A 25788-nucleotide genomic window follows, 5' to 3' on the forward strand; every position below is an offset into this window, starting at 1 on the left:
CCAGAAGGTTTGCCGGCTTCGCAAGAAGCAACGTAACAGAACCGGTGGAGCGGTAGTTCAGTTGGTTAGAATACCTGCCTGTCACGCAGGGGGTCGCGGGTTCGAGCCCCGTCCGTTCCGCCACTTATTTACATTATGCCTGCTTACCCAGCAGGCGTAATGGTAAGCGTGATATAGGGGCGTAGCTCAGTTGGTAGAGCACCGGTCTCCAAAACCGGGTGTCGCGAGTTCGAGTCTCTCCGCCCCTGCCATATTAAGAACCCTTTGCGAAAGCAAAGGGTTTTTTTTGCTTTCTGCTTCCCTGCCATCTTGCCCACCGCATTGAAAGCTTGCCTGATCCTCCTTTCGGAAACGTTCCCAATTTAGACTTTTTTAGCTGAATTCATGTACAAATTGATTGTTCTCCTGCGTTGTGACGGCGCTCATTATTCCTGCGTCAATTTGGTCTAAACCTAATGGGCGCCTGCATTATTTAGCGCTCAACATCACCAGTGTGAAAACAACAACATCATCTCTGCCCGTGTAGTCATCGTGAGCGGAGCCAGGAGAACAACATGCACAAGCGTTTATTGTTAGCGGTCGCCGTGAGCGGCATCTTGATGGGAACCGTTCAGGCAGCCCCTCTTGTGGTGGGCTTTTCCCAGATCGGTTCAGAATCCGGCTGGCGCTCGGCAGAAACTAAAGTTTCTAAACAGGAAGCGGAAAAACGCGGGATTACGCTGAAGATTGCCGACGCACAGCAAAAACAGGAAAACCAGATCAAGGCAGTGAGATCGTTTATCGCTCAGGGCGTTGACGCCATTTTCATTGCGCCAGTGGTCGCCACCGGCTGGACTCCGGTATTGCAGGAAGCCAAGGAAGCCAAAATCCCAGTATTTCTGCTGGATCGGATGATTGAAGTGAGCGACCCATCGCTGTATACCGCGGCAGTTGCCTCTGACAGCGTACATGAAGGCAAAGTGGCAGGTGATTGGTTAGTGAAAGAAGTGGCCGGCAACCCCTGCAACGTGGTGGAACTACAAGGCACGGTTGGTTCCAGCGTGGCAATTAACCGTAAAAAAGGTTTTGCCGACGGGGTCGCCGCGGCCAGCAACGTGAAGATTGTCCGTTCGCAATCCGGTGACTTTACCCGCTCGAAGGGCAAAGAAGTGATGGAAAGCTTTATCAAGGCGGAACAGAATGGCAAGAACATTTGTGCGGTTTATGCGCATAACGACGATATGGCCATTGGCGCCATCCAGGCGATCAAAGAAGCCGGCTTGAAGCCGGGTTCACAAATCAAGGTTGTTTCCATCGACGGGGTGCCGGATATCTTCAAAGCGATGATGAACGGTGAAGCCAATGCGACGGTAGAGTTGACGCCAAACATGGCTGGCCCGGCATTTGACGCACTGCTGGCGATGAAAAAAGACGGCACTCAACCGCCTAAATTCATCCAGACCGAATCGAAGCTGCTGCAGCCGGATACTGCCAAGCAGGAATTCGACATGAAAAAGAGCATGGGTTACTAACCAGCGGCGGGCGTGAATGATGGCCAACGATTTGTTAGCGATTAAAGGACTTTCCGTCGAATTCCCGGGGGTAAAAGCCCTGGATCAGGTGGATCTGACCGTGCGCAGTGGTGAAGTGATGGCATTGCTCGGTGAGAATGGCGCCGGCAAGTCAACGTTAATCAAGGCATTGACCGGCGTTTATTCACGTTCTGCCGGCGACATCTGGCTGGATGGAACGATGATTGCGCCGCAGAGTACCGCGCAGGCGCAATCATTAGGTATCGGTACGGTATATCAGGAAGTAAACCTGTTGCCGAACCTGTCGGTGGCCGCCAATTTGTTTCTTGGCCGCGAGCCGACGCGTTTCGGGCTGGTTGATCAACGCCGGCTGCAACAGCAGGCGGTTCAACTACTGCAAGGCTATGGTTTGCCGCTGGACGTCAGCCAGCCGCTGGGGAACTACTCGATCGCCATTCAGCAGATCGTTGCGATCGCTCGGGCGGTCGATCTTTCGGCCAAGGTGTTGATCCTCGATGAACCGACCGCCAGCCTGGACGCGAAGGAAGTCACCATGCTGTTGGCCATTCTGAGCCAGCTTAAAGCCCAGGGATTGGGCATGATCTTCGTTACCCACTTCCTCGATCAGGTATATCGCATTAGCGATCGCATTACCGTGCTGCGCAATGGCAAGCTGGTCGGCACCAAAGCCGTCGCCGATCTGCCGCGTATCGAACTGGTGCAAATGATGCTGGGCCACAGTTTCGATGAAGGGCTGTTGAAGCGAGGCGAACACGAGGCGGTAACCGCGGCACCGTTGGTCGAGTTCAGCGGTTATGGGCGGCGCGGTCTGGTGGAGCCGTTTGATCTGTCGATACGCCCGGGCGAAATCGTCGGTCTGGCGGGATTACTGGGATCGGGGCGTACCGAAACCGCACAGCTGATTTTCGGCATCAAGGCGCAGGACAGCGGTACGGCAAAGGTTGCAGGTAGCGCCGCCGCTATTCGCTCACCGCGTAAAGCCGCCAGCCTCGGTTTTGGCTATTGCCCGGAGGATCGCAAGACCGATGGCATCGTGGGAGCCGCGACGGTACGCGAAAATATTATTCTGGCCTTACAGGCGCAGCGTGGCTGGCTGCGCCCGATCCCATTGCGCGAGCAAACCCGTATTGCCGAAAGCTTTATTCAACTGTTGGGCATTCGTACCCCAGGGCCGGAACAGCAAATCCAATATCTTTCCGGTGGCAATCAGCAGAAGGTGTTGCTGTCCCGCTGGCTGGCGACCAATCCGCGTTTTTTGATTCTGGATGAGCCGACCCGCGGCATCGATGTGGGAGCGCATGCGGAAATCATTCGCTTGATCGAACGGTTGTGTAGCGAAGGTCTGGCGCTGCTGGTGATCTCTTCTGAACTGGAAGAGCTGGCAGGCTATGCCGATCGGATCGTCGTCCTGCGCGACAGACGGCATGTCGCCCAGTTGGATCATGAGGCGATCAGCGTGCCGGCCATTATGCAGGCGATCGCCGTGCAGCAGGAGACGATATGAACCAAAGGAGCTTCTTCATGACCGGTGAGCCTCGTAAAGTCAGATGGGTATTACCGGCCGGCGCAACGCAGGTCGGCGCCCTGTTGGCCATCCTGTTGATCGACAGCCTGGTCGCCCCGCATTTTTTCTCTATTCATATCCAGGACGGGCGGCTGTTCGGCAGCCTGATAGATATTTTTAATCGTGGTGCGCCGGTTGCCCTGCTGGCATTGGGCATGACGCTGGTGATCGCCACCGGTGGCATCGATTTGTCGGTCGGGGCGGTGATGGCGATTGCCGGTGCGACGGCGGCAACGCTGACCAGCGCAGGGTATCCGTTGGGTTACGTCCTGGCGGCGGCGTTGGCCGCAGGTGCGCTGTGCGGACTATGGAACGGCTTTCTGGTGGCGGTACTGAAGATCCAGCCGATTGTGGCGACGCTGATGCTGATGGTCGCGGGACGCGGTATCGCCCAGTTGATCACCGAAGGTCAGATTGTCACCTTTGAACGTGCCGGGCTGGCACAGTTGGGCAGCGGCTCGCTGATGTACTTGCCGATGCCGATTATCATTGCCGCGCTGATGCTGTTATTGATTTGGCTGCTGACGCGTAAAACCGCGCTTGGTCTGTTTATCGAATCGGTGGGTATCAACCTGCGCTCGGCACATCATGCCGGTGTCAGCACCCAATGGGTGGTGATGGCGGTATATGTGATTTGCGGGCTGTGCGCTGCGGTGGCCGGGGTGATCGTGACGGCGGACATTCGCGGTGCCGATGCCAACAACGCCGGCCTGTGGCTGGAGCTGGACGCGATACTGGCGGTGGTGATAGGCGGCGGCTCGCTGCTTGGCGGTCGTTTCAACCTGGTGTTGTCGGTCATCGGTGCGTTAATTATCCAGGGCATGAACACCGGTATTCTGTTATCTGGTTATCGGCCGGAATTTAACCTGGTGCTGAAAGCGTTGGTGGTGTTGGCGGTGCTGATGGTGCAATCACCCAGCCTGTCGTGGCGCCGCCTGCTGCGGAGACCCAAGACATGATGAAGCGCAATTTGCCGTTATTGATCACCATTGCGGTATTTCTGCTGGGCTACGGCTTTTGTCTGAGCCAGTTCCCCGGCTTTGCTTCGACGCGCGTGTGGTGCGATTTACTGACCGACAACGCTTTCCTCGGCATTGTCGCGGTGGGCATGACGTTTGTTATCCTGTCCGGCGGTATCGATCTGTCGGTCGGTTCGGTCATTGCCTTTACTGGCGTACTGCTTGCCAAGCTGATTGGCAGCTATGGTATCGATCCGCTGTATGCGTTTGCCATTGCTTTATTGCTAGGGGCATCGTTTGGCGCGCTGATGGGGTGGATCATTGATGCGCTGAAATTACCGGCGTTTATCATCACGCTGGCTGGCATGTTTTTTGTGCGTGGCATGAGCTTTATTGTCTCCGAGGAATCGATCCCCATCGATCATCCGCTGTATGCCACGCTGGCCAACTATGCCTGGAAGTTACCGGGCGGTGGGCGTTTTACCCTGCTGGCGCTGGTGATGCTGCTGGTAGTGGCCGTGGGGATGGTGCTGGCGCATCGTAGCCGTTTCGGTCATAACGTGTATGCGATTGGCGGCAACCGGGTATCCGCGGGGCTGATGGGCGTGCCGGTGCAACGCACGACGGTGCTGATTTATATGCTGTCCGGCACCTTGGCAGCGCTGTCGGGGATTGTCTTTTCGCTGTATACCTCGGCCGGTTATGCGTTGGCAGCCAGCGGCGTAGAGCTGGACGCCATTGCCGCGGTGGTGATTGGTGGTACGTTGCTGACCGGCGGCGTCGGCACCATTCTTGGTACGCTGTTCGGCGTACTGATACAAGGATTGATCCAGAGTTATATTACCTTCGACGGCACGCTCAGCTCATGGTGGACCAAAATCGTCATCGGCATCCTGTTGTTCTGCTTTATTGGCCTTCAGAAGGCATTGAGCGCGTTTTGGCTCTCAAGGCGCTCAAGACCCCGTCATCCAACGCTGAAGCCGTCATAGCGCGTTATGCTGCGGTATTTAAAGGTATTTTCAGCAGCTGGCGAATAAGCGGCTGCTGATCGCTGTTTTGCAACCAGACGGCATACAGCGGGCGGACGATGGTGGGCACGTCGGGAGTCGCCTCCAGATGCGGATAGGTCTTATCCCATTGGCTTGGTAAAAAGGCGCAGCCGCCGGTGGTTTCCAACAGCTGCCGCGTCAGGTGTGCCGACGTGGTGGTCAGCACCGGCATGGTATCGCTGTCCAGCATGCGATTTTCCTGTTGATGGAAATCCGCGCCCCATTCTAGCTTGATGTAGGGCATCGGTGCTTGCCGATTGCGCTGCGAAGACGCGAACAGTCGCAGTGAGAAGTTACCCAGCAGCTGGCTTGCCAGTTCATCCATTTTTGGCGGCTCGGTGGTAATCAGCAAGTCGAGCTGCCGTTCATGTAGCTGTTTTACCAGCGAATGTCGCAACGCCACTCTGGCTTCCAACTGTAACGCTTCGCGCTGTTGATAAAGCGATTGCAGCCACGGCGTCAGATAGGCCTCCCACAATGAGGCGGTGGCGCCGATCGACAGTTCGCTGTGTTGCAGCGATCGCACCACTTCTTTTTTTGCCAGTTGCCAGGTACTCATCAGGCTTTCTGCATACGGCAGCAGACGTTCTCCGGCCGGCGTCAGACGAATATTATTGCGATGACGGGTGAACAAATTTGCACCCAATTGATTTTCCAACTGACGGATACGGAAACTGACCGCCGACTGCGTCAGGTACAAGGATTCTGCGGCCCGGCCAAAGTGACGCGTTCTACTGACCTCCAAAAAGGTTTTCAGTAATTCGGTATCCACAGCTATCTCCAAAAATTTTTGTCGTTAAGATTTAAATGTTTTGTTTTACACAATGTCAAGCCTATCTAATACTCCGCGCCATAAACAGCACGGCCATGAGAGAATTAGGAGCGTGTCAGATGGCGGATAGCTTCACCACGACCAATCGTTTTTTTGATAATAAACACTATCCCCGCGGGTTCTCCCGTCACGGCGATTTCACCATTAAAGAAGCGCAATTGCTAGAGCGCTTTGGATATGCGTTCAATGAGCTGGACGCCGGAAAACGTCAGCCAGCCACTGAAGAAGAACAGCTGTTCGTCGCAGTGTGCCGCGGTGAACGCGAGCCGGTAACCGAGCAGGAAAAAGTATGGTCTAAATATCTGGCGCGCACTCGCCGCCCGAAAAAATTCCATACCCTGTCTGGCGGCAAACCGCAGGCGGATGCGGTGGAAGATTATACCGACAGCGACGATTAGACATCATGGGGCTTCGGCCCCATTTTTTATTCCAGGCTGCGGTGTAATTGCATCAGCAGGCGATCCATACAGCGATAGCCCAATGCTTCGCTGACATGGCGGCGAGTGACGATGTCGTCATCCATCAGGTCGGCCAGCGTACGCGCCACTTTTAAAATGCGGTGCCAGGCACGTACCGACAATCCCAATGCGATCAACGTCGCTTCAAGGTAGCTGGCGTCCTCGGGCCGCAGGCGACAGTCCCGATCCACTTCGCGGTTATTCAGCAAGGCATTGATTTTACCCGCTCGACGTAATTGACGTTCACGCGCCAGCAGCACCCGCGCCCGCACCTGATGGCTGCTTTCACTGGCGCTGCGTTGCTGGCTGAGCATGCCGGGCGGCAACAGCGGCACTTCTATCGACAAATCGAAACGGTCGAGAAACGGCCCGGACAGCCGGCCCAGATAGCGCAATATCTGCTGGGGTGGCGTGCGGTTGTGTACCCCTTGATAATGTCCGGTAGGGCTTGGGTTCATGGCGGCAATTAACTGCACGCGAGCAGGAAAACGCACTTTGGCGCTGGCGCGGGAAATCACGATTTCGCCTGATTCGAGCGGTTCGCGCAGTGCATCCAGCACCCGTCGCTCAAATTCGGGCAGTTCATCCAGAAACAGCACGCCGTTGTGCGCCATGGATATCTCGCCCGGGCGCGGTAGCGAACCACCGCCGACCAGTGCCGCCATTGACGCGCTGTGGTGTGGCGCACGAAACGGCCGCTGCCGCCACGGCAGTGAGCAGGCAGGGTGATGCAGCAGACTGGTAACGGCGATGCTTTCCAGCGCCTCGCAATCGGTCAACGGTGGCAGTAAGCTGGTCAATCGGCTGGCCAGCATGGTTTTGCCGGTGCCCGGTGGCCCGAGCAACAGCAGGTTATGGCCGCCGGCAGCGGCGATCTCCAGTGCACGCTTGGCTTGCTGCTGGCCGATGATATCGCTGAGATCGCCGTGCGTGGTGACGGGAGCAGCCGGTGGAGCGATAGCCGGCGGCAGATTGCCCTGGCCTTGTAAAAACGCGCAGGCCTCCAGCAGGTGGCCGGCTACCCGAGCCCTGCCGCCGGGAATCAACCCCACTTCACCGCTGTTTTCGCTGGCAAGGATCAGGCTTCGCCCGGCCTGTTCTGCCGCCAGCGCCGCCGGAATGGCGCCGTGGACCGCCCGTAGTGCACCGGACAGCGCCAGTTCGCCGAGGAATTCATATTCAGCCAGCCGATCGACAGGCAGCTGTTCGGAGGCGGCGAGGATCGCTAGCGCAATGGGTAAATCGTAGCGTCCGCCTTCTTTGGGTAAATCCGCCGGTGCCAGATTGACGGTAATGCGCTTGGCCGGGAAGGTGAAGCCGTTATTGAGCAACGCGCTGCGCACCCGATCGCGCGCTTCCTTGACCGTAGTTTCAGGCAATCCTACCAACGCCAGCGCGGGCAACCCGTTGCTGATATGCACTTCCACCGTGACCGATGGGGCCTGAACGCCATAAAGGGCGCGGGTATAGACAACCGCTAGCGACATAGAGCTCTCCTTGCTGAGAGTCATAGCGTGCCAGTTAACCTTGCGGCATGCCGTGCCCTATGGCCAAGATTGCGGAGTCTTTTCCAGTAAAATTAATCAATTTCAATAAGAAGCGCGTTTTTTGCGCTTTGTCTCGCAGGCTATCGCAATACCTCTTAACACTTACATGAGCGCTGCAACAAATTAGCATGCTAATCAAGTTGCAACCCGAGGGTTAATGGGTGTATTTAACAATTGTTTAAAATAATACTCATATTTTTAACAGCACCTGACCGCCGCGCATTCAGACGCGGCAGCCACAGAACCTCACTGACTTGGTACTCAACGGTAGGGATAACGTTATGTTTGGTTGGACCTCGCTGCAACGTAATGCAGCCATCGCCAGCTTTTCCAGCTGGACGCTCGATGCTTTTGATTTCTTCGTACTGGTTTTCCTGCTCAGTGATATCGCACAGGCGTTTCACGTCGGTATGGAAGAAGTCACGCTGGCCATTTTATTGACGCTGGCGGTGCGGCCGATTGGCGCATTGCTGTTTGGGCGCGCGGCGGAAAAGTACGGGCGCAAGCCGATTCTGATGCTCAATATCGTCTTTTTCTCGATTTTTGAGCTGCTCTCTGCCGCTGCGCCATCGCTGACGGTATTCCTGATATTGCGCGTGCTGTACGGGGTCGCGATGGGAGGGATCTGGGGCGTGGCCTCGTCGTTGGCGATGGAGAGCATTCCGGATCGCTCACGGGGCCTGATGTCGGGTATTTTCCAGGCAGGCTACCCGTTTGGCTATTTGCTGGCGGCAGTGGTTTACGGCCTGCTGTTTGATGTGGTTGGCTGGCGTGGCATGTTTGTCATCGGTGCGCTGCCGATTCTGCTGCTGCCGTTTATTTATTATTTTGTTCAGGAATCACCGGTGTGGCTGGCGGCGCGAGAACGCAAGGAAAGCACCGCGTTACTGCCGGTGCTCAAGAGCCATTGGAAGCTGTGTATTTATCTGGTGTTGCTGATGGCCGCGTTTAATTTCTTCTCGCACGGCACGCAGGATATGTACCCGGTGTTTTTGAAAGTTCAGCATGGTTTCTCTCCTGAAACCGTCAGTATCATCGCCATTAGCTACAATATCGCGTCAATTATCGGTGGGGTGCTGTTTGGCGTACTGTCGGAAAAAATCGGCCGCAAGAAGGCGATTATCATCGCTGCGCTGTTGGCGCTACCGGTGATCCCGCTGTGGGCTTTTTCCAGCGGTTCTCTGATGCTGGGGATCGGGGCGTTTCTGATGCAGTTTATGGTGCAGGGCGCCTGGGGCGTGGTGCCGACCTATCTCAATGAGCTGGTGCCGAGCAATACGCGCGCCGTGCTGCCTGGATTTGTCTATCAGTTGGGTAATTTGATTGCTTCGGTCAATGCGACCTTACAGGCCACCATCGCCGAACGTCATGGCCATAACTACGGCATGGCGATGGCAATCATTGCCGGTACGGTGGCTATCGTGATTGCCGTGCTGGTGTTTTTTGGCAGGGACACGCGCGGCAAAGCGATCGCCGGTACGGTCGACGCGCCGAAAGTGCACGCTAACGTTTGAAAACGCAGCGCTTTGCTTGAGGTATGACCAGACTGCGTCGAATAATAACGCAAAAAAAGTGTTGTCACGCCGCGCGTGACTATGGTACCTCTGTAGGTATTAGTTCGACACGAGCACAGTGAACAACCCTATTATGAAAGCCTTTGCCCAAGTGATTAGCCTAGTCGTGATTAGCGTGGTGGTGATTATTATCCCACCGTGCGGGGCTGCACTTGGACGAAGAATGGCTTAGAAAACAAGCCGGAATCGCAAGAGAACCCCCGCACCGTCAGGTCCGGGGGTTTTTTATTGGCAAGAGAAAAGTGAAGTGAGGAGCAGAGAATGTACAACAGAATAAAATCCTGCAAATCCCGCAAGATGGCGGGGGAATAACCATGAATGGTGCTCAGTGGGTGGTTCAAGCGTTGCGTGCGCAGGGTGTTGATACGGTATTCGGCTATCCGGGTGGTGCCATCATGCCGGTCTACGATGCGTTGTATGACGGTGGGGTGGAACATCTGCTGTGCCGCCACGAGCAAGGCGCTGCCATGGCTGCCATCGGTTATGCGCGCGCCACCGGTAAAACCGGCGTATGTATCGCCACCTCCGGCCCGGGAGCCACCAATCTGATCACCGGTCTGGCCGATGCCCTGCTGGACTCGGTACCGATTGTCGCCATCACCGGCCAGGTAGGCTCGCAGCTGATCGGCACCGATGCTTTCCAGGAGATCGACGTGCTGGGCCTGTCGTTGGCCTGCACCAAGCACAGTTTCCTGGTGGAGTCGCTGGAGGCCTTGCCGGGCATCATGGCTGAGGCGTTTGCTATCGCTGCCAGCGGCCGCCCCGGGCCGGTTCTGATCGATATCCCAAAAGACATTCAATTGGCGCAAGGCGATTTACCGCCACACCTGATGCCGGTCGAAGATGCGTTTTCCCACCCGGCCGAGGCATTGGCACAGGCTGCCGCGCTGCTGGCGCAGGCGAAAAAGCCGGTGTTGTACGTCGGCGGCGGCGTTGGCATGGCGCAGGCGGTTCCGGCGCTGCGCGAGTTTATCGCCGTGACGCACATCCCGGCAGTCGCGACGCTGAAGGGCCTGGGCGCTCCTGATGCCCGGCATCCGTATTACCTCGGCATGCTGGGCATGCATGGCACCAAGGCGGCCAACCTGGCGGTGCAGGAATGCGATCTGCTGGTGGCGGTCGGCGCGCGTTTTGACGATCGCGTTACCGGCAAGCTGAATGCCTTTGCTCCGCATGCCAAGGTAATCCACATGGATATCGATCCGGCGGAAATGAACAAACTGCGTCAGGCGCACGTGGCGCTGCAGGGGGATTTGAAAACGCTGTTGCCGGCGTTGCAGCAACCGCTGCAGATTGCCGGTTGGCAACAGCGGGTCGCCGAACTGAAACAGGAGCACCGCTGGCGTTACGATCATCCCGGCCAGCCGATCTACGCGCCGCTGTTGCTCAAGCAGCTGTCCGAGTGCATGCCGGCCAGCACGGTGGTGACAACCGACGTCGGCCAGCATCAGATGTGGACCGCACAGCACATGTGCTTCGACCGCCCGGAGAACTTCATCACCTCCAGCGGCCTGGGCACCATGGGCTTTGGCGTTCCCGCGGCGGTGGGGGCTCAGGTTGCACGCCCGGACGACATGGTGATCTGCATCTCGGGGGATGGTTCTTTCATGATGAACGTGCAGGAACTGGGCACCATAAAACGCAAAGGGTTACCGCTGAAAATCGTGTTACTGGACAACCAGCGGTTGGGCATGGTTCGCCAGTGGCAGCAACTGTTCTTTGACGGGCGTTACAGTGAAACCAACCTGTCCGATAACCCTGACTTCCTGATGCTGGCCAGCGCCTTCGGCATCCCCGGCCAGCGCATTACCCGTAAAGACCAGGTCGCAGACGCACTCGACGCCTTGCTCAACAGCGAAGGGCCTTATCTGTTGCAGGTTTCCATTGATGAACTCGAAAATGTCTGGCCGTTGGTACCGCCGGGCGCAGGCAACGAAACCATGTTGGAGAAAGTATCATGATGCAGCATCAACTCTCGATCCAGGCCCGCTTTCGCCCAGAAATGTTAGAGCGCGTATTGCGCGTCGTGCGTCATCGCGGCTTTCAGGTTTGTGCTATGAATATGGCTGCGGGCCTGAATAGCGACAATATCAACATTGAATTGACCGTTGCCAGCCAGCGTCCGGTGGACTTACTGTCATCACAATTAAGCAAACTGATGGATGTCTCCCGAGTCGATATCCAGCAGCAAACATCACAACAAATACGCGCCTAAAGCGAAAGAAGGAAAGAACAATGACGAGCAAAGCCGATTATATTTGGTTCAATGGTGAGATGGTTCCTTGGGCTGACGCCAAAGTGCACGTGATGTCACACGCGCTGCATTATGGCACTTCGGTGTTTGAAGGGGTGCGTTGCTACGATTCGCACAAAGGCCCGGTGGTGTTCCGCCACCGTGAACACATGCAGCGTTTGCATGATTCGGCAAAAATTTACCGCATGCCGGTGTCGCAAAGCGTAGATGAACTGATGGAAGCCTGCCGCGCCACGCTGCGCAAAAATAATCTGGTTAGCGCCTATATTCGTCCGCTGGTGTTTGTCGGCGACGTGGGTATGGGGGTGAATCCGCCGGCCGGCTACAAGACAGACGTGATTATCGCGGCGTTTCCTTGGGGCGCATATCTGGGTGAAGAAGCGCTGGATCAAGGCATCGATGCGATGGTTTCTTCTTGGCAACGTGTCGCACCAAACACCATTCCAACCGCCGCCAAAGCCGGCGGCAACTATCTGTCCTCGCTGCTGGTGGGTAGCGAAGCGCGCCGCCACGGCTATCAGGAAGGCATTGCGCTGGATGTGCACGGCTATATCTCCGAAGGTGCGGGTGAAAACCTGTTTGAAGTCAAAGACGGCGTGCTGTTCACCCCGCCGTTCACCTCATCGGCCCTGCCGGGCATCACCCGTGACGCCATCATCAAGCTGGCGAAGGACATGGGCTTTGAAGTGCGTGAGCAGGTGCTGTCACGCGAGTCGCTGTACCTGGCCGACGAAGTGTTCATGTCCGGTACCGCAGCGGAAATCACGCCGGTTCGCAGCGTTGACGGCATTCAGGTCGGTATTGGCAAGTGCGGCCCAGTCACCAAACAGATCCAGCAGGCATTCTTTGGCCTGTTTACCGGTAAAACCGAAGATAAATACGGCTGGTTAGACCCAATCAACGCATAAGCCATAACGATAGACAGACAGACATCATGTCCGCGCGGTTCGTTCGCCGCTCGGACAAAACAGCCTATATTGGAGTGAAAAGAGCATGCCTAAGTTACGTTCAGCCACCACCACCCACGGCCGCAATATGGCGGGCGCCCGCGCATTATGGCGCGCGACCGGCATGACCGACGCCGATTTCGGCAAGCCGATCATTGCGGTGGTCAACTCCTTCACCCAGTTCGTGCCAGGCCACGTGCATTTGCGCGATCTGGGCAAGCTGGTTGCCGAACAGATCGAAGCGTCCGGCGGCGTGGCGAAAGAGTTCAACACCATTGCGGTGGATGACGGCATTGCCATGGGCCACGGCGGCATGCTTTATTCGCTGCCTTCGCGCGAACTGATTGCCGATTCGGTGGAATACATGGTCAATGCGCACTGCGCGGATGCGATGGTGTGCATTTCTAACTGCGACAAAATCACCCCGGGGATGCTGATGGCGTCGCTGCGCCTGAATATTCCGGTGATTTTCGTGTCCGGCGGCCCGATGGAAGCCGGTAAAACCAAGCTGTCAGACAAGATCATCAAGCTGGATCTGATCGATGCGATGATTCAGGGGGCCAACCCGAATGTCAGCGATGCCGACAGTGAGCAGATTGAACGTTCTGCCTGTCCAACCTGTGGTTCCTGTTCCGGCATGTTCACCGCCAACTCGATGAACTGTCTGACCGAGGCTCTGGGGCTGTCGCAGCCCGGTAACGGCTCGCTGCTGGCGACCCACGCCGATCGTAAAGACCTGTTCCTCAACGCCGGCAAACGCATCGTCGAACTGACCAAACGTTATTATCAGCAAGATGACGAAACCGCCCTGCCGCGTAACATCGCCAACAAGGCGGCGTTCGAAAACGCCATGACGCTGGATATTGCCATGGGCGGCTCGACCAATACCGTGCTGCACCTGCTGGCGGCGGCGCAGGAAGGCGAAATCGATTTCACCATGGCGGACATCGATCGCCTGTCTCGCAAGGTACCGCATCTGTGCAAAGTGGCACCGAGCACGCAAAAATACCATATGGAAGACGTTCACCGCGCCGGCGGGGTGATCGGCATTCTGGGCGAGCTGGATCGCGCCGAACTGCTGAACCGCGACGTCAGCAACGTGTTGGGTCTTAACCTGCCGCAAACGCTGGATGCCTATGATGTCATGCTGACCAGCGACGAAAGCGTGAAGAAAATGTACTCGGCTGGCCCGGCGGGTATCCGCACCACCCAGGCATTTTCGCAGGACTGCCGTTGGGACTCGCTGGACACCGACCGCCAGGAAGGCTGCATTCGTACCCGCGAGCACGCCTATAGCCAGGACGGCGGGTTGGCGGTGCTGTACGGCAATCTGGCCGAAGATGGCTGCATCGTGAAAACCGCTGGCGTGGATAAGGACAGCCTGACCTTCCGCGGCCCGGCCAAAGTGTATGAAAGCCAGGAAGATGCGGTGGACGCGATCCTTGGCGGCAACGTGGTGGCGGGCGACGTAGTGGTGATCCGCTATGAAGGGCCGAAGGGGGGGCCGGGGATGCAGGAAATGCTGTATCCGACCACGTATCTGAAGTCCATGGGGCTGGGCAAGTCCTGCGCGCTGATCACCGACGGGCGTTTTTCCGGCGGTACTTCCGGTCTGTCTATCGGCCATGCGTCGCCGGAAGCGGCAAGCGGCGGCATCATTGGGCTGGTGCAGGACGGCGACATGATTGATATCGACATTCCAAACCGTGGCATCGTGCTGGATGTGGCGGATCGCGAACTGGCGGCCCGCCGTGAAGCCGAACTGGCACGTGGTGATGCGGCCTGGACGCCAAAATCCCGTGAGCGCCAGGTGTCTTATGCACTGCGTGCTTACGCGACGCTGGCGACCAGCGCCGACAAGGGTGCGGTTCGCGACAAGAGCAAGCTGGGAGGCTAAGCACCATGGCGGTATCACAACCCCTACCCGACGCCCCCTGCGGCGCCGAATATTTGCGCGCGGTGCTCCGTTCGCCGGTTTACGAGGTGGCGCAAGTCACCCCGTTGCAGGCGATGGATAAAATCTCCGCGCGCCTCGGTAATACCGTGCTGGTCAAGCGCGAAGATCGGCAGCCGGTGCACAGCTTCAAGCTGCGTGGAGCCTATGCGATGATCGCCGGGCTGGATGAAGAACAAAAGGCGCGCGGCGTGGTGACAGCGTCGGCCGGCAACCATGCGCAGGGCGTGGCGCTTTCCGGCAGCCGCCTTGGCATCAAGACGCTGATTGTGATGCCGGTGTCGACTGCCGATATCAAAGTGGACGCGGTGCGCGGTTTCGGCGGCGAAGTGCTATTGCATGGCGCCAATTTTGACGAAGCCAAAGCCAAGGCGATCGAACTTTCCGAGCAGCAGGGCATGACGTTTGTGCCACCGTTCGATCATCCGGCGGTGATTGCCGGTCAGGGAACGCTGGCAATGGAATTGCTCCAGCAGGACGCGCACCTGGATCGCGTGTTCGTGCCGGTCGGTGGCGGTGGGCTGGCGGCTGGCGTGGCGGTGTTGATCAAGCAGCTGATGCCGCAGATCAAGGTGATTGGCGTCGAAGCCGAAGACTCCGCCTGCCTGCGTGCGGCATTGGACGCCGGGCAGCCGGTCGATCTGCCACGCGTTGGGCTGTTTGCCGAAGGCGTGGCGGTGAAACGCATCGGCAATGAAACCTTTCGGCTGTGCCGCGAATATCTCGACGATGTCATCACCGTTGACAGCGATGCCATCTGCGCGGCAGTGAAGGATCTGTTCGAGGACGTACGCGCCATCGCCGAGCCTTCGGGCGCCCTGGCATTGGCCGGCTTGAAGAAGTATGTGCAGCAGCATGACATCCAGGGCGAACGGCTGGCCCATGTGCTGTCCGGCGCCAATCTCAACTTCCACGGTTTGCGTTACGTCTCTGAACGCTGCGAACTGGGCGAGCAGCGTGAAGCGCTGTTGGCGGTCACTATCCCTGAGCAGAAGGGCAGCTTCCTCAAGTTTTGCCAACTGCTGGGTGGCCGGGCGGTGACCGAGTTCAACTATCGCTATGCCGATGCTGATAACGCCTGCATTTTCGTTGGCGTGCGTTTGACGCGCGGCCATGCGGAACGCCAGGAAATCATCAGCGAACTGGCGGTCGGTGGCTATCAGGTGGTGGATCTGTCCGACGACGAAATGGCCAAGCTGCACGTGCGCTATATGGTGGGTGGGCGCCCCTCCAAGCCGTTGCGCGAGCGTCTGTACAGCTTCGAGTTTCCGGAGTCGCCGGGCGCGCTACTGAAGTTTCTTCATACCCTGGGCACCCACTGGAATATCTCGCTGTTCCATTATCGCAGCCATGGCACTGATTTCGGTCGCGTGCTGGCGGGCTTTGAACTGTCGCAAACCGAACCGGAGTTTGAACAGCACCTGGCGGCGCTGGGCTACGATTGTCATGATGAAACCACTAACCCGGCATTTCGCTTCTTTTTGCAGGGCTAAGTCGGCGTGATCAGTAACCGTGACGCATAAGCCTGTTGATGGGGGGCGTTATTGTGATTTTGTCGTGCATTTCTATACTGCCAACACTGATGGCGTTTAGGGGTGCATGATGAATTACCACTTCATGCTGGAGATCATGTTACTGGCGGCGCTGGCAAATGGCGGATAACGGAAAACGGTGGGGAGAGATATGGCGCAGCGGTTCAACGGTTTTAGTCAGCAGGGGCTGAATTTCCTGCAACAGGTGCGGGTTGAAAACGACAAAGACTGGTTTGAGGCACAGCGCGATGTCTATGAACGGGAGTTGCTGACGCCGTTTCGCACGCTGGTGAACGACCTGGCTCCTGCAATGCTGATGATTGATCCGCAGTTCGAAATCCGCCCGGCGATCGGTAAAACGCTGTCGCGCATTCATCGCGATACCCGGTTTTCCCATGACAAATCACGCTATCGCAGCCGGATGTGGCTGACGTTCAAGCGGCCAAGCAAAGACTGGAAAGACGCGCCGGTATATTTCTTCGAAATTGGGCCCGATCTGCTGCGTTACGGCCTGGGCTATTACAGCGCCAACAAGCAAACCATGGATCTGTTCCGCCATACGCTACGGCGCCAACCGCAACAGTTTCTTGAGGTGGCAGCCTGCTGCCAACCGCCGTTTGAACTGGTGGGCGAGCGCTATAAACGGTTGCTGGTGAAGGATCTGGCGGCGGAAATCTCGACCTGGTATCACCGTAAGTCCTTTGCCGTGATGGTCAGCGATAATCAGGTCGAAAAACTGTTCAGCGCCAATATGGTGCCGCTGCTGACCGACGCGTTTCAACAACTCGAACCGCTCTACCAGTGGCTGATGAAGGTGGAGGCGATGAAACAGGTCGATCCGGCGGACCTATAAATGCGTTTTTGACTGGCCCGCCGTCTGGCGGGGTCAGGAGCGGCGGTAAATTTTAACCGTTTACAGCAGCCGCCAAAACGCGTCGATCAACGGATCGCTGAGGCGCTTTTTCTGCACGCAAACGCCCAGTTCGAACGGCTCGACCATCGAAATATTGTCCAGCTGCGAGATGCGGTTGCGCACTGGCTCCGGGCTGTTATCCACAACCACGCTCGGGATCAGGGCGATGCCGCAACCCAGCGCCACCATGGAAACGATGGCCTCATGGCCGCCGACGGTGGCGTATATCAGCGGGTTGCTCAGGCGCTGACGGCGGAACCACAGCTCGATGCGTTTACGCGAAGGCCCGTGCTCCGGCAGGATAAACGGAATATTGGCCCAGTCCGGCTGTTCGGCAAATACCTGGGCACGCACCGCGCACGGCAACGCCGGCGCGATCAGCACCAGAGGAATTTCGCCGATTTTGGTGAATTCCACGCTGTTGGGCAAACTTTCCGGCCGGCCAGCGATGCCAAGATCGGCCTCGTTCGACTGAATTTTGTCGACCGCATCGGCGGCATCGCCGGTGGTCAGTTTGATTTCGACCAGCGGATGCTGCGCGCGGAAGCGATCCAGAATCGGCGGCAGGTGGCTGTAAGCCGCGGTCACCGAACAGAACAGCCGCAGCTCGCCGCTCAACGAAGGGCCGTGCTGGCCGAGTGCATGTTTCAGCTGCTGGTATTGCAACAGCGTTTGCTGGGCAAAAACTTTCAGCTGTTCCCCGGCGTCGGTCAACTGCACGGTGCGGTTGTCACGCAGGAACAGCGGCTGCCCCAGTTCGTCTTCCAGCCGCTGTATCTGGCGCGAAAGCGTGGACGGGCTGACGTGCATCGCCTTGGCGGTACGACCGAAATGACGGCCTTCTGCCAGGTGCAGAAACAGCTTTAAATCACGTAAATCCATAGTTGTACGCTCGCGGTGATTACGTTGCATAAATTGCAATATGACATTGTTAATATATCAATTTGAGCAACGCAGATCCTGTTATACATTGAGTTTAACGAATCTCCGCACAGACAGGGCGGGGAATGAAAATAACATGCAAGACACAACATCTAACTGGAGTACCACCATGGCTAACTATTTCAACACCTTGAACCTGCGTCAGCAGTTGGCGCAATTGGGTAAATGCCGTTTTATGGCGCGCGACGAATTTGCTGACGAAGCCGGCTACCTGAAAGGGAAAAAAGTGGTGATCGTCGGCTGTGGTGCCCAGGGGCTGAACCAGGGCCTGAACATGCGTGATTCGGGTCTGGACGTTGCCTATGCCCTGCGTAAGGAAGCGATTGAAGAAAAACGCGCTTCCTGGCGTAAGGCGAGCGAAAACGGCTTCAAGGTTGGGACTTACGAAGAGCTGATCCCGCAGGCCGATCTGGTGGTTAACCTGACGCCGGACAAACAGCACTCTGCGGTGGTGCGCGCGGTGCAGCCGTTGATGAAAGACGGCGCGGCACTGGGCTATTCTCACGGCTTCAATATCGTTGAAGTCGGCGAGCAGGTACGTAAAGACATCACCGTGGTAATGGTGGCGCCGAAGTGCCCGGGCACCGAAGTACGTGAAGAGTACAAACGCGGCTTTGGCGTACCGACGCTGATCGCCGTTCACCCGGAAAACGATCCAAAAGGTGAAGGCATGGCCATCGCCAAGGCTTGGGCTGCGGCTACCGGTGGCCACCGTGCTGGCGTACTGGAGTCATCCTTCGTTGCCGAAGTGAAATCTGACCTGATGGGCGAGCAGACCATCCTGTGCGGCATGTTGCAGGCGGGTTCGCTGCTGTGCTTCGACAAACTGGTGGCCGAAGGTCGCGATCCGGCCTATGCCGAAAAACTGATCCAGTTCGGCTGGGAAACCATTACCGAAGCGCTGAAGCAGGGCGGTATCACCCTGATGATGGATCGTCTGTCCAACCCGGCGAAACTGCGTGCCTATGCGTTGTCCGAGCAACTGAAAGCGATCATGGCGCCGCTGTTCCAAAAACATATGGACGACATCATTTCTGGCGCATTCTCCAGCGGCATGATGGCGGACTGGGCGGAAGACGATGTGAAACTGCTGACCTGGCGTGAAGAGACCGGTAAAACCGCATTCGAAAACGCCCCGCAGTTCGAAGGCAAAATCAGCGAGCAGGAATACTTTGATAACGGCGTACTGATGGTGGCCATGGTGAAAGCCGGCGTTGAACTGGCGTTCGAAACCATGGTTGATTCCGGGATCATCGAAGAATCCGCGTACTATGAATCCCTGCACGAGCTGCCGCTGATTGCCAACACCATTGCGCGCAAGCGTCTGTATGAAATGAACGTGGTGATCTCCGATACTGCAGAGTATGGCAACTACCTGTTCTCCTACGCGGCGGTACCGTTGCTGAAAGATTTTATGAACACCCTGCAGGCAGGCGATCTGGGCCAGTCAGTGGCCGGCACCAGCGTCGACAACGCGCAACTGCGCGATGTTAACGAAGCGGTTCGCAACCATCCGATCGAATCGGTGGGCCGTAAACTGCGTGGTTACATGACCGATATGAAGCGCATCGCCGTGGCCGGCTAATTGCTAGCCGAAGCATCCGGGCGTGGTTTGACGCCCGGCTAAAAACATCTTAAGCCGGCATTTGCCGGCTTTTGTCATTTATAGCGCCAATGCGCGTCTTGTCTTCTTCCTTCCATGTGCATCATGTAATATCAACCCCCTTGCGGACGAATCAGCTGCGGCTTTGGTTGTGCAGTGCTCCTACAATACGAAGTGCCTGTACAATAGCTAACATAAACGTCAAATTATATAATGAAGTCGACTAACGCCGCTGGATATAAGAAAAATTGTTGTGTGGTTGTATTTGACATGCAAACATGCCGTTAACGGAGGGAATATGTTAGAGATATTTGATGTAAATTATAGTTTGTTGGCCAATGACGTATCGGAAGAATTATTTACACTGCGCAAAGAAACCTTCAAAGATCGTCTCGATTGGGCGGTAAATTGCAATAATGGTATGGAATTTGACGATTATGATAATAATAACACCAACTATCTATTAGGCGTCAATAATGGTTCGGTGATCTGTAGTGTAAGATTTATAGAAACGAAATATCCTAATATGATAACCGGCACCTTTTTCAGCTATTTTGACAAGATCGACATTCCAGTAGGGAATTATCTGGAGTCCAGCCGGTTCTTTGTGGATAAAAAAAGGGTCAAATCGATGTTTGATAGTCGATTCCCTATCAGTTCCATTCTGTTTCTTGCCATGATTAACTATTCAATCAATGCGGGTTATGAAGGCATATTCACCATCGTCAGTCATCCGATGCTGACAATATTAAAACGTTCTGGTTGGGGGATTTCTGTGGTTGAGCAAGGGCTGTCAGAAAAGGAAAAGCCCATCTATCTGCTGTTTCTACCGACCGACAGCCAAAACCAGGCGGAACTGATTAACCGAATAAAGCAGCATGAGAGCCTTGCCGAGAATAACTTGACACATTGGCCGTTATCGTTGGCTTTCACTGAATGACCGGTTTGATGAGCTGCAGCTCAATGCCGAGTCTTATCGCGTGCTTGGCATTCAATACGCCGAGTTTTTTGACTACGTTGCCAATATGAAATTTTACAGTGCCAGTTTTTATACCCAGTATAAGTGCGATTTCCTGGTAAGTTTTCCCCATGCTGGCCCAATAAAGAATTTCATTCTCACGATGTGAGAATATTTCTTTATCGTTATATATCTTCTCATCTTTATTCTGGCTCATCTCTCGGTATAGAGAGATGAGCTTGTCATGGGCGGAAATTAACAGCATTTGCAGTTTTTCTTTGTTACTTTCGATATTTTCTTCTATCTCGTTGCTTTTTTCTTCATCCAACATGATGGATAACATGGCCAGATTATTATTAGGATCGTGCAGGACAAAGGTAAAGCCGTTAATAATATTATATTTCCTGGATAGGTTGAATATTTTTGAAAGTTTTAAACTGGAATTGATAGCAAGGTTCTCATCCCATGAGAATGGCGCTATTTTATTGAACGCGATAATCACCACGGGATCAATGTGCTGATAGTTATTTTCTTTATAAATATTCACCCACTCATCAGGGTAATTAGAAATTATATTTATCTCGGCGGGGTTTTTCTTATTAAGAATCAGATAGGAATATTTTATATCACCGTACATTTTCAGCTTGCGATCGAGATAACTTTTTATCGTGTCATTGATGATGTCATTATTGGAAAATAAAATAGCCATCTAATTACCTCAAGTGAAACTATAACGTCCCTGTACTAACAAAAGTATAGCCCAAACCTAGACCTAAGTCTAACTACCCGACGGAATGAAGAAAACATATACTGCGTTCATAAAATGAAAGTATAAAGATTCGAAAAAAAACCTGACCTTTTAGATCAGGTTGCCAATTGGCTAACACCAGGGAAAATTTATCTAGCAGTATTATCTTCGCTATCAAACGATACAGTCAATCTCTCTCATGCTATTTTGCACAATTAATGGTGAGGGAGACGGCTGTGCTTTGGCGAACGATCCTCCCCGACCCGCAGTCGCAGTATGGCTACGGCGCCCCCTCAGAAGGCCGCCGATCGCCTTGATGCGCGGTTTGGCATCACGCTGGCATGGCCGCCAGCGGAATAATGGCCCCACGATACTGAATCACCGTACTGGCTGTCAGATGTCCGCGCTGTGCTGCCTGTTGTGCGCTGCCGCCGTTCAGCCGCACTGCGAGGTAACCGGCGCTGAAGGAGTCTCCGGCGGCGGTGGTATCCACCACTTTCTCTTTGGCCAGTTTCACCGCCGGCACGTCGTATTCGCCGCCTTCAGCGCTGAATACCAGGCACGACTCTGGGCCGCGTTTAATTACGATTTCCTGTACGCCGAAGCCACGGGTGCGGCTCACCACCTGTTCTACCGGCTGCTGCCCCCACAATAAATCCTCGTCATCCAGCGTCAGGAATGCAATATCGGTGCAAGATAGCACATCGCGGTACGCCTGCCGGGTTTCTTCCTTGTTTTGCCATAGGCGCGGGCGATAGTTATTGTCGAAAATCACCTTGCCGCCGTTGCTGCGGCATTGGCGCAGCAACGTCAGCAGTTTTGCCCGGCTGCCTGCATTGAGGATCGCCACGCTGATGCCGCTGAGATAGAGATAATCAAACCGCGCCAGTTGCGACACAATACTGTCCGCCTGCGGGCCTTCCAGCCAGTAGCGTGCGGCGGCATCGTTGCGCCAATAGTAGAAGGTGCGCTCGCCGGTCTCATCGGTTTCAATCACGTAAAGCCCCGGCAGTTTGTTGTCCATGCGCTGGATAAGTGAAGTCCCGATCCTTTCCTGCTGCCAGGTGCGCAGCATTTCGTCGCTAAAGCTGTCGTTACCCAGAGCGGTGACATAATGCACATTCAGCGCCTGCTGCGCGACCTGACGGGCGACATAGACCGCGGTATTCAACGTATCGCCGCCAAAACCACGGCTGAGATCGTCGCCCTTCTGCGACAGTTCGATCATGCATTCACCGATCACGGCAAGATTTTTGTGATTCATGGGATTCCCTGCGTTAAAAACACGTCTGGTTACTGAGCAATATCCTCAGTCTCATGGCAACGCGGCAGTGAGTCAATACAAATAAAACAGTGTTTTAGTTTATTTTGATCGTGGTCGTAAAATGTCCCGCGATCTCTTTTTTCTGCTAAAACCGGCGGCCAACATATTCGCGCGATCGGCGGTTGGCGATGTTACATCCGCCGCCTTCAGCGTGAATTCTTACTGGTCATCAACTAGGCTTGATAAGAGTTATTAATCAATTCTGCCAGGCAAATCCAACGATTGACGAGTGCGTTCAGGAATCCGTTATGAGCAAAACAGGAAAAGTTTTTAGTTGGCTGGGCGGGGTAGTGATGGTGGTGGCGGTAGCTTTGGTCGTGCTGATCGCCACGTTCGACTGGAACCGCCTTAAGCCCGCCATCAATGAGAAGGTCTCTGCCGAACTACAACGGCCGTTTGCCATTCGCGGCGACCTGGGCGTCGCATGGACGCGCAACAAGGACGAAGGCGGTTGGCGTGCCTGGGTGCCGTGGCCGCATATCCACGCCGAAGATATTGTGCTTGGCAACCCGGCGGCGATTCCCGGCGAGCATATGGTGACGCTACAGCGGGTGGATGCCAGCATTGCGCCGCTGGCGCTGCTGGGTAAGCAGCTGTCGATCCCGCGTATCTGGTTGAAGCAACCGAACGCGCGATTGCAGCGCTTGGCCAATGGCGAAAACAACTGGACATTCCATCTGGCGAATAGCGACAGCGACCCGCAGGCAGCGGCCTCCGACTGGTCGGTGAACATTCACGATATCGTGTTCGATCGCGGCCAGCTTGATTATAAAGATGCCGTGCTGAAGGCCGATTTCCGTGCGCAGATCGATCCGCTTGGCAAGCCGCTGCCGTTCAGTGAAGTGACCGGTAAAAAGCAGCAGGGTGAAGCGGTAACGCCGGATTATGTTTTTGGCTGGAAAGTCCAGGGCAGATATAACGGCGAGCCGTTGAGCGGCAGCGGTAAGATCGGCGGCATGCTGTCGCTGCAAAATGCGCAACTGCCGTTCCCGTTGCAGGCCGACGTCCGTTCCGGCTCGACCCGCGTGGTGGTGGCCGGCACGTTGAGCGATCCGTTAAAGCTGGCAGGGCTGGATGTGCAGTTGAAATTCTCCGGCGACAGCCTGGGTAATCTTTATCCTCTGACCGGCGTACTGCTGCCAAACACGCCGCCGTACGCCACCGACGGCCATCTGACGGCCAAACTGCATGACAAGGGCGGTGCGGTATATCAGTACCAGAACTTCGCCGGCAAAATCGGCGACAGCGATATTCATGGCGATTTACGCTACGTCGCCAGTAAACCTCGGCCGAAACTGACCGGAGAGGTGGTTTCCAAACAGCTGCGTTTTGCCGATCTGGCACCGTTGATCGGCGCCGATACCAACGCTGAAAAAGCCAATCGTGGTGAAAAAACGCGTCAACCGTCAGACAGAGTATTGCCGGTAGAGCGCTTTGACAGCAACAGCTGGGATGTGATGGATGCCGACGTGCGTTTTTCCGCCAGGCGTATCGAGCATGGTAATTCTTTACCGCTCAGCGATTTGTCTACCCATTTGAAACTGGATAACGGCGTATTGCTGATGGATCCGCTGCGCTTTGGCGTTGCCGGCGGCAATCTTAATTCCACCGTACGGCTCGACGGCAGTAAAAAACCCATGCAGGGACGGGTGGATATGCATGCGCGCAAATTCCAGCTTAAGCAGCTGTTACCGAACGTCGAGTCGATGAAGCGCAGCCTGGGAGAACTGAACGGGGACGCTAAACTACGCGGCAGCGGTAACTCGGTGGCGGCATTGCTCGGCAGCAGCAGTGGCGATTTGCGGCTGTTGATTAACGACGGCGTCATCAGCCGCAGCCTGATGGAGATCCTGGGATTGAACGTCGGCAACTATCTGGTGGCGCAGATATTCGGCGACGACGAGGTGGGCATCAACTGTGCTGCGGCCGACGTTGAGGTGCGTAACGGCGTTGCTGCGCCACGGCTATTTGTATTCGATACTGAAAACGCGATTATCAACATTACCGGCAATGCCAACTTCGCCAGCGAGCGTATGGATCTGTCCATCAATCCGGAAAGCAAGGGTATGCGCGTATTGACGTTGCGCTCGCCGCTCTATGTGCGCGGAACCTTCAAGAACCCGGATGCCGGCGTGAAGCCGGGACCGTTGATTGCCCGTGGTGCTGCCGCGGTGGCGCTCGGCGTGGTAGTGGCACCTGCCGCCGCGCTGCTGGCGCTGGTGTCGCCCAGCGACGGGGGCGATGAAAACCAGTGCGGGCAGATACTGCGCCAAATGAAGGGAAAAAAATAACGGCGCTCAGGGCGCCGGGGACAATAGCCGGCAGTGGTGATCCTGAATCTCCTCCGCCGAGGCCAGATTGAGGCGCAGCAGATTGCGTTCGGTGGCCAGCAGCAGGAAATCGCCGTCGGGCAGCGCGGTCATCGCCAGCCCAAAGCGGCCCATATGTTGCTCGGCGTCGGCGACTCCGCTGGCCAGCAGGCGGAATGCCCCCTGTTGCGCCAACTGTTCTGGCGTTACCCGACGCGCCAGATAATCATGATTCAGCAGGCCACCGGGCAGCGATTGCCAGCGTTGGCCGACGCCGGGAGCCAACTGTGTCAGCCGGGATTTTATCGCCGGTGACAGGCAGGAAATATGAATATGCAGCTGGTTCTGCGTGCGGCCATATTCGGAATTAATCGCCAGAGAAATATCTGCATCATCAATCGGTTTGGCATATTTCTGCGCCATAAACCGGCGTGCCTGCCAGGCTTGCTGGAAAAAGTTAGGGGTAGTGGTTGCCAGCAACTGCGGGCTTTCGATGCCGGTGATTTTCGCTGTCGGCATCAGCAGGTACTGCAACGGGCCGTTGCGATCTTTTAACACCACAAAACCGGCTGCCCGATCCACCTGCGTACAGGGGGCGGGATGGTGTCGTTGTTGCTGGTTCGGCAGGCATTGCTGACTAACGATGCGCCACAGAGCATCCGGGTGTGAAGGCTTCAGCCACCAGTAGATCGCCACAACGGCCAGTGCCAGTAGCATGAACAGTAATAAAAACCAGCGACGCAGCGACATGATAACACTCGCGTTATTGAGCAGAATGGCAGGATAAAC

The 25788-nt window shown here is 55.8% G+C and carries 22 protein-coding genes and 2 tRNA genes; 18 read left to right on the forward strand and 6 right to left on the reverse strand.

The features are described from left to right. Nucleotides 1-46: 46 nt before the first annotated feature. From AC2AXP_RS18075 to yjfF, 6 genes are all read left to right on the forward strand, one after another. A tRNA-Asp gene (locus tag AC2AXP_RS18075) sits at nucleotides 47-123 on the forward strand. Between the two features lie 52 nt (nucleotides 124-175). Continuing rightward, nucleotides 176-251 (forward strand) — tRNA-Trp (locus AC2AXP_RS18080). A gap of 303 nt (nucleotides 252-554) precedes the next feature. Then, a complete protein-coding gene (gene ytfQ, locus AC2AXP_RS18085; RefSeq protein WP_004956473.1) occupies nucleotides 555-1511 on the forward strand; it encodes a galactofuranose ABC transporter, galactofuranose-binding protein YtfQ in 957 nt (318 codons plus the stop codon). Between the two features lie 16 nt (nucleotides 1512-1527). Further along, nucleotides 1528-3036 (forward strand): galactofuranose ABC transporter, ATP-binding protein YtfR, encoded by a 1509-nt coding sequence (gene ytfR / locus AC2AXP_RS18090; RefSeq protein WP_004956472.1) that lies wholly within the window; start codon nucleotides 1528-1530, stop codon nucleotides 3034-3036. Next, nucleotides 3033-4055 carry a galactofuranose ABC transporter, ATP-binding protein YtfT gene (gene ytfT, locus AC2AXP_RS18095; protein WP_004956471.1) on the forward strand — a complete coding sequence of 341 codons (1023 nt, stop codon included), beginning with the start codon at nucleotides 3033-3035 and terminating at the stop codon, nucleotides 4053-4055. The genes ytfR and ytfT overlap by 4 nt, the downstream gene beginning before the upstream one ends. Next, the gene (yjfF, locus tag AC2AXP_RS18100; RefSeq protein ID WP_004956470.1) at nucleotides 4052-5044 is read left to right on the forward strand and encodes a galactofuranose ABC transporter, permease protein YjfF; all 993 of its coding nucleotides are present in this window, start codon (nucleotides 4052-4054) and stop codon (nucleotides 5042-5044) included. Before ytfT ends, yjfF begins: the two co-directional genes overlap by 4 nt. Nucleotides 5045-5048: 4 nt before the next feature. Here yjfF and hdfR read toward each other — a convergent pair whose 3' ends face one another. Further along, entirely contained in the window at nucleotides 5049-5876 is an 828-nt protein-coding gene (hdfR, locus tag AC2AXP_RS18105; protein WP_039991396.1) for an HTH-type transcriptional regulator HdfR, read from the reverse strand. 119 nt (nucleotides 5877-5995) lie between these two features. Here hdfR and AC2AXP_RS18110 point away from each other — a divergent pair, with 119 nt between their 5' ends. After that, on the forward strand, nucleotides 5996-6334 hold the full coding sequence (locus tag AC2AXP_RS18110) for a MaoP family protein (RefSeq protein WP_039991394.1): 339 nt from the start codon (nucleotides 5996-5998) through the stop codon (nucleotides 6332-6334). 26 nt (nucleotides 6335-6360) lie between these two features. On the opposite strand, the gene AC2AXP_RS18115 is transcribed toward AC2AXP_RS18110, so the two are convergent. Then, nucleotides 6361-7881 carry a YifB family Mg chelatase-like AAA ATPase gene (locus tag AC2AXP_RS18115; protein ID WP_039991393.1) on the reverse strand — a complete coding sequence of 507 codons (1521 nt, stop codon included), beginning with the start codon at nucleotides 7879-7881 and terminating at the stop codon, nucleotides 6361-6363. A gap of 341 nt (nucleotides 7882-8222) precedes the next feature. Here AC2AXP_RS18115 and AC2AXP_RS18120 point away from each other — a divergent pair, with 341 nt between their 5' ends. The 8 genes from AC2AXP_RS18120 (at nucleotide 8223) to AC2AXP_RS18155 (ending at nucleotide 17055) form a co-directional block, all read left to right on the forward strand. Next, complete coding sequence (locus tag AC2AXP_RS18120) at nucleotides 8223-9455, forward strand: MFS transporter (protein ID WP_004956466.1); 1233 nt, start codon at nucleotides 8223-8225, stop codon at nucleotides 9453-9455. A 133-nt stretch (nucleotides 9456-9588) separates the two neighbouring features. Continuing rightward, entirely contained in the window at nucleotides 9589-9687 is a 99-nt protein-coding gene (ilvL, locus tag AC2AXP_RS18125; RefSeq protein ID WP_015962288.1) for an ilv operon leader peptide, read from the forward strand. Nucleotides 9688-9829: 142 nt separating this feature from the next. Beyond that, a complete protein-coding gene (gene ilvG, locus AC2AXP_RS18130; protein ID WP_371902139.1) occupies nucleotides 9830-11476 on the forward strand; it encodes an acetolactate synthase 2 catalytic subunit in 1647 nt (548 codons plus the stop codon). Further along, the gene (gene ilvM, locus AC2AXP_RS18135) at nucleotides 11473-11730 is read left to right on the forward strand and encodes an acetolactate synthase 2 small subunit (protein WP_004956463.1); all 258 of its coding nucleotides are present in this window, start codon (nucleotides 11473-11475) and stop codon (nucleotides 11728-11730) included. The genes ilvG and ilvM overlap by 4 nt, the downstream gene beginning before the upstream one ends. A gap of 20 nt (nucleotides 11731-11750) precedes the next feature. Next, entirely contained in the window at nucleotides 11751-12677 is a 927-nt protein-coding gene (gene ilvE, locus AC2AXP_RS18140) for a branched-chain-amino-acid transaminase (RefSeq protein ID WP_004956462.1), read from the forward strand. An 85-nt stretch (nucleotides 12678-12762) separates the two neighbouring features. Further along, the gene (gene ilvD / locus AC2AXP_RS18145) at nucleotides 12763-14613 is read left to right on the forward strand and encodes a dihydroxy-acid dehydratase (protein WP_039991390.1); all 1851 of its coding nucleotides are present in this window, start codon (nucleotides 12763-12765) and stop codon (nucleotides 14611-14613) included. Between the two features lie 5 nt (nucleotides 14614-14618). Further along, nucleotides 14619-16163 carry a threonine ammonia-lyase, biosynthetic gene (ilvA, locus tag AC2AXP_RS18150; RefSeq protein ID WP_004956460.1) on the forward strand — a complete coding sequence of 515 codons (1545 nt, stop codon included), beginning with the start codon at nucleotides 14619-14621 and terminating at the stop codon, nucleotides 16161-16163. 190 nt (nucleotides 16164-16353) lie between these two features. Next, nucleotides 16354-17055 (forward strand): DUF2461 domain-containing protein, encoded by a 702-nt coding sequence (locus AC2AXP_RS18155; RefSeq protein ID WP_004956459.1) that lies wholly within the window; start codon nucleotides 16354-16356, stop codon nucleotides 17053-17055. Between the two features lie 60 nt (nucleotides 17056-17115). Here the strand turns inward: AC2AXP_RS18155 and ilvY are convergent, their stop codons facing one another. After that, nucleotides 17116-17997: an HTH-type transcriptional activator IlvY gene (gene ilvY, locus AC2AXP_RS18160; protein WP_004956458.1), complete on the reverse strand. Its 882-nt coding sequence runs from the start codon at nucleotides 17995-17997 to the stop codon at nucleotides 17116-17118. A gap of 169 nt (nucleotides 17998-18166) precedes the next feature. Between ilvY and ilvC the strand changes: the two genes are divergently transcribed. After that, on the forward strand, nucleotides 18167-19642 hold the full coding sequence (gene ilvC, locus AC2AXP_RS18165; RefSeq protein WP_004956456.1) for a ketol-acid reductoisomerase: 1476 nt from the start codon (nucleotides 18167-18169) through the stop codon (nucleotides 19640-19642). 316 nt (nucleotides 19643-19958) lie between these two features. Next, a complete protein-coding gene (locus AC2AXP_RS18170; protein WP_004956455.1) occupies nucleotides 19959-20600 on the forward strand; it encodes an acyl-homoserine-lactone synthase in 642 nt (213 codons plus the stop codon). Here the strand turns inward: AC2AXP_RS18170 and AC2AXP_RS18175 are convergent. Continuing rightward, nucleotides 20590-21327: a helix-turn-helix transcriptional regulator gene (locus AC2AXP_RS18175; protein WP_004956454.1), complete on the reverse strand. Its 738-nt coding sequence runs from the start codon at nucleotides 21325-21327 to the stop codon at nucleotides 20590-20592. The genes AC2AXP_RS18170 and AC2AXP_RS18175 overlap by 11 nt on opposite strands. A gap of 370 nt (nucleotides 21328-21697) precedes the next feature. Continuing rightward, entirely contained in the window at nucleotides 21698-22630 is a 933-nt protein-coding gene (gene kdgK / locus AC2AXP_RS18180) for a 2-dehydro-3-deoxygluconokinase (protein WP_004956453.1), read from the reverse strand. Nucleotides 22631-22938: 308 nt separating this feature from the next. Here kdgK and AC2AXP_RS18185 point away from each other — a divergent pair, with 308 nt between their 5' ends. Continuing rightward, nucleotides 22939-24981, forward strand: coding sequence for an AsmA family protein (locus AC2AXP_RS18185; protein ID WP_088499837.1), 2043 nt, complete (start codon nucleotides 22939-22941; stop codon nucleotides 24979-24981). Nucleotides 24982-24987: 6 nt separating this feature from the next. Here AC2AXP_RS18185 and AC2AXP_RS18190 read toward each other — a convergent pair whose 3' ends face one another. Next, nucleotides 24988-25749, reverse strand: coding sequence for a CDP-diacylglycerol diphosphatase (locus tag AC2AXP_RS18190; RefSeq protein WP_039991389.1), 762 nt, complete (start codon nucleotides 25747-25749; stop codon nucleotides 24988-24990). Between the last annotated feature and the right edge of the window lie 39 nt (nucleotides 25750-25788).

The sequence above is a fragment of the Serratia sp. Sp408 genome, assembly GCF_057180665.1.

Excerpts from the sequence above, each read along its gene's own strand:
- ytfQ (WP_004956473.1), top strand. The coding sequence starts at position 555 with ATGCACAAGCGTTTATTGTTAGCGGTCGCCGTGAGCGGCATCTTGATG.
- ytfR (WP_004956472.1), top strand. The coding sequence starts at position 1,528 with ATGATGGCCAACGATTTGTTAGCGATTAAAGGACTTTCCGTCGAATTC.
- ytfT (WP_004956471.1), top strand. The coding sequence starts at position 3,033 with ATGAACCAAAGGAGCTTCTTCATGACCGGTGAGCCTCGTAAAGTCAGA.
- yjfF (WP_004956470.1), top strand. The coding sequence starts at position 4,052 with ATGATGAAGCGCAATTTGCCGTTATTGATCACCATTGCGGTATTTCTG.
- AC2AXP_RS18110 (WP_039991394.1), top strand. The coding sequence starts at position 5,996 with ATGGCGGATAGCTTCACCACGACCAATCGTTTTTTTGATAATAAACAC.
- AC2AXP_RS18115 (WP_039991393.1), bottom strand. The coding sequence starts at position 7,881 with ATGTCGCTAGCGGTTGTCTATACCCGCGCCCTTTATGGCGTTCAGGCC.
- AC2AXP_RS18120 (WP_004956466.1), top strand. The coding sequence starts at position 8,223 with ATGTTTGGTTGGACCTCGCTGCAACGTAATGCAGCCATCGCCAGCTTT.
- ilvL (WP_015962288.1), top strand. The coding sequence starts at position 9,589 with ATGAAAGCCTTTGCCCAAGTGATTAGCCTAGTCGTGATTAGCGTGGTG.
- ilvG (WP_371902139.1), top strand. The coding sequence starts at position 9,830 with ATGAATGGTGCTCAGTGGGTGGTTCAAGCGTTGCGTGCGCAGGGTGTT.
- ilvM (WP_004956463.1), top strand. The coding sequence starts at position 11,473 with ATGATGCAGCATCAACTCTCGATCCAGGCCCGCTTTCGCCCAGAAATG.
- ilvE (WP_004956462.1), top strand. The coding sequence starts at position 11,751 with ATGACGAGCAAAGCCGATTATATTTGGTTCAATGGTGAGATGGTTCCT.
- ilvD (WP_039991390.1), top strand. The coding sequence starts at position 12,763 with ATGCCTAAGTTACGTTCAGCCACCACCACCCACGGCCGCAATATGGCG.
- ilvA (WP_004956460.1), top strand. The coding sequence starts at position 14,619 with ATGGCGGTATCACAACCCCTACCCGACGCCCCCTGCGGCGCCGAATAT.
- AC2AXP_RS18155 (WP_004956459.1), top strand. The coding sequence starts at position 16,354 with ATGGCGCAGCGGTTCAACGGTTTTAGTCAGCAGGGGCTGAATTTCCTG.
- ilvY (WP_004956458.1), bottom strand. The coding sequence starts at position 17,997 with ATGGATTTACGTGATTTAAAGCTGTTTCTGCACCTGGCAGAAGGCCGT.
- ilvC (WP_004956456.1), top strand. The coding sequence starts at position 18,167 with ATGGCTAACTATTTCAACACCTTGAACCTGCGTCAGCAGTTGGCGCAA.
- AC2AXP_RS18170 (WP_004956455.1), top strand. The coding sequence starts at position 19,959 with ATGTTAGAGATATTTGATGTAAATTATAGTTTGTTGGCCAATGACGTA.
- AC2AXP_RS18175 (WP_004956454.1), bottom strand. The coding sequence starts at position 21,327 with ATGGCTATTTTATTTTCCAATAATGACATCATCAATGACACGATAAAA.
- kdgK (WP_004956453.1), bottom strand. The coding sequence starts at position 22,630 with ATGAATCACAAAAATCTTGCCGTGATCGGTGAATGCATGATCGAACTG.
- AC2AXP_RS18185 (WP_088499837.1), top strand. The coding sequence starts at position 22,939 with ATGAGCAAAACAGGAAAAGTTTTTAGTTGGCTGGGCGGGGTAGTGATG.
- AC2AXP_RS18190 (WP_039991389.1), bottom strand. The coding sequence starts at position 25,749 with ATGTCGCTGCGTCGCTGGTTTTTATTACTGTTCATGCTACTGGCACTG.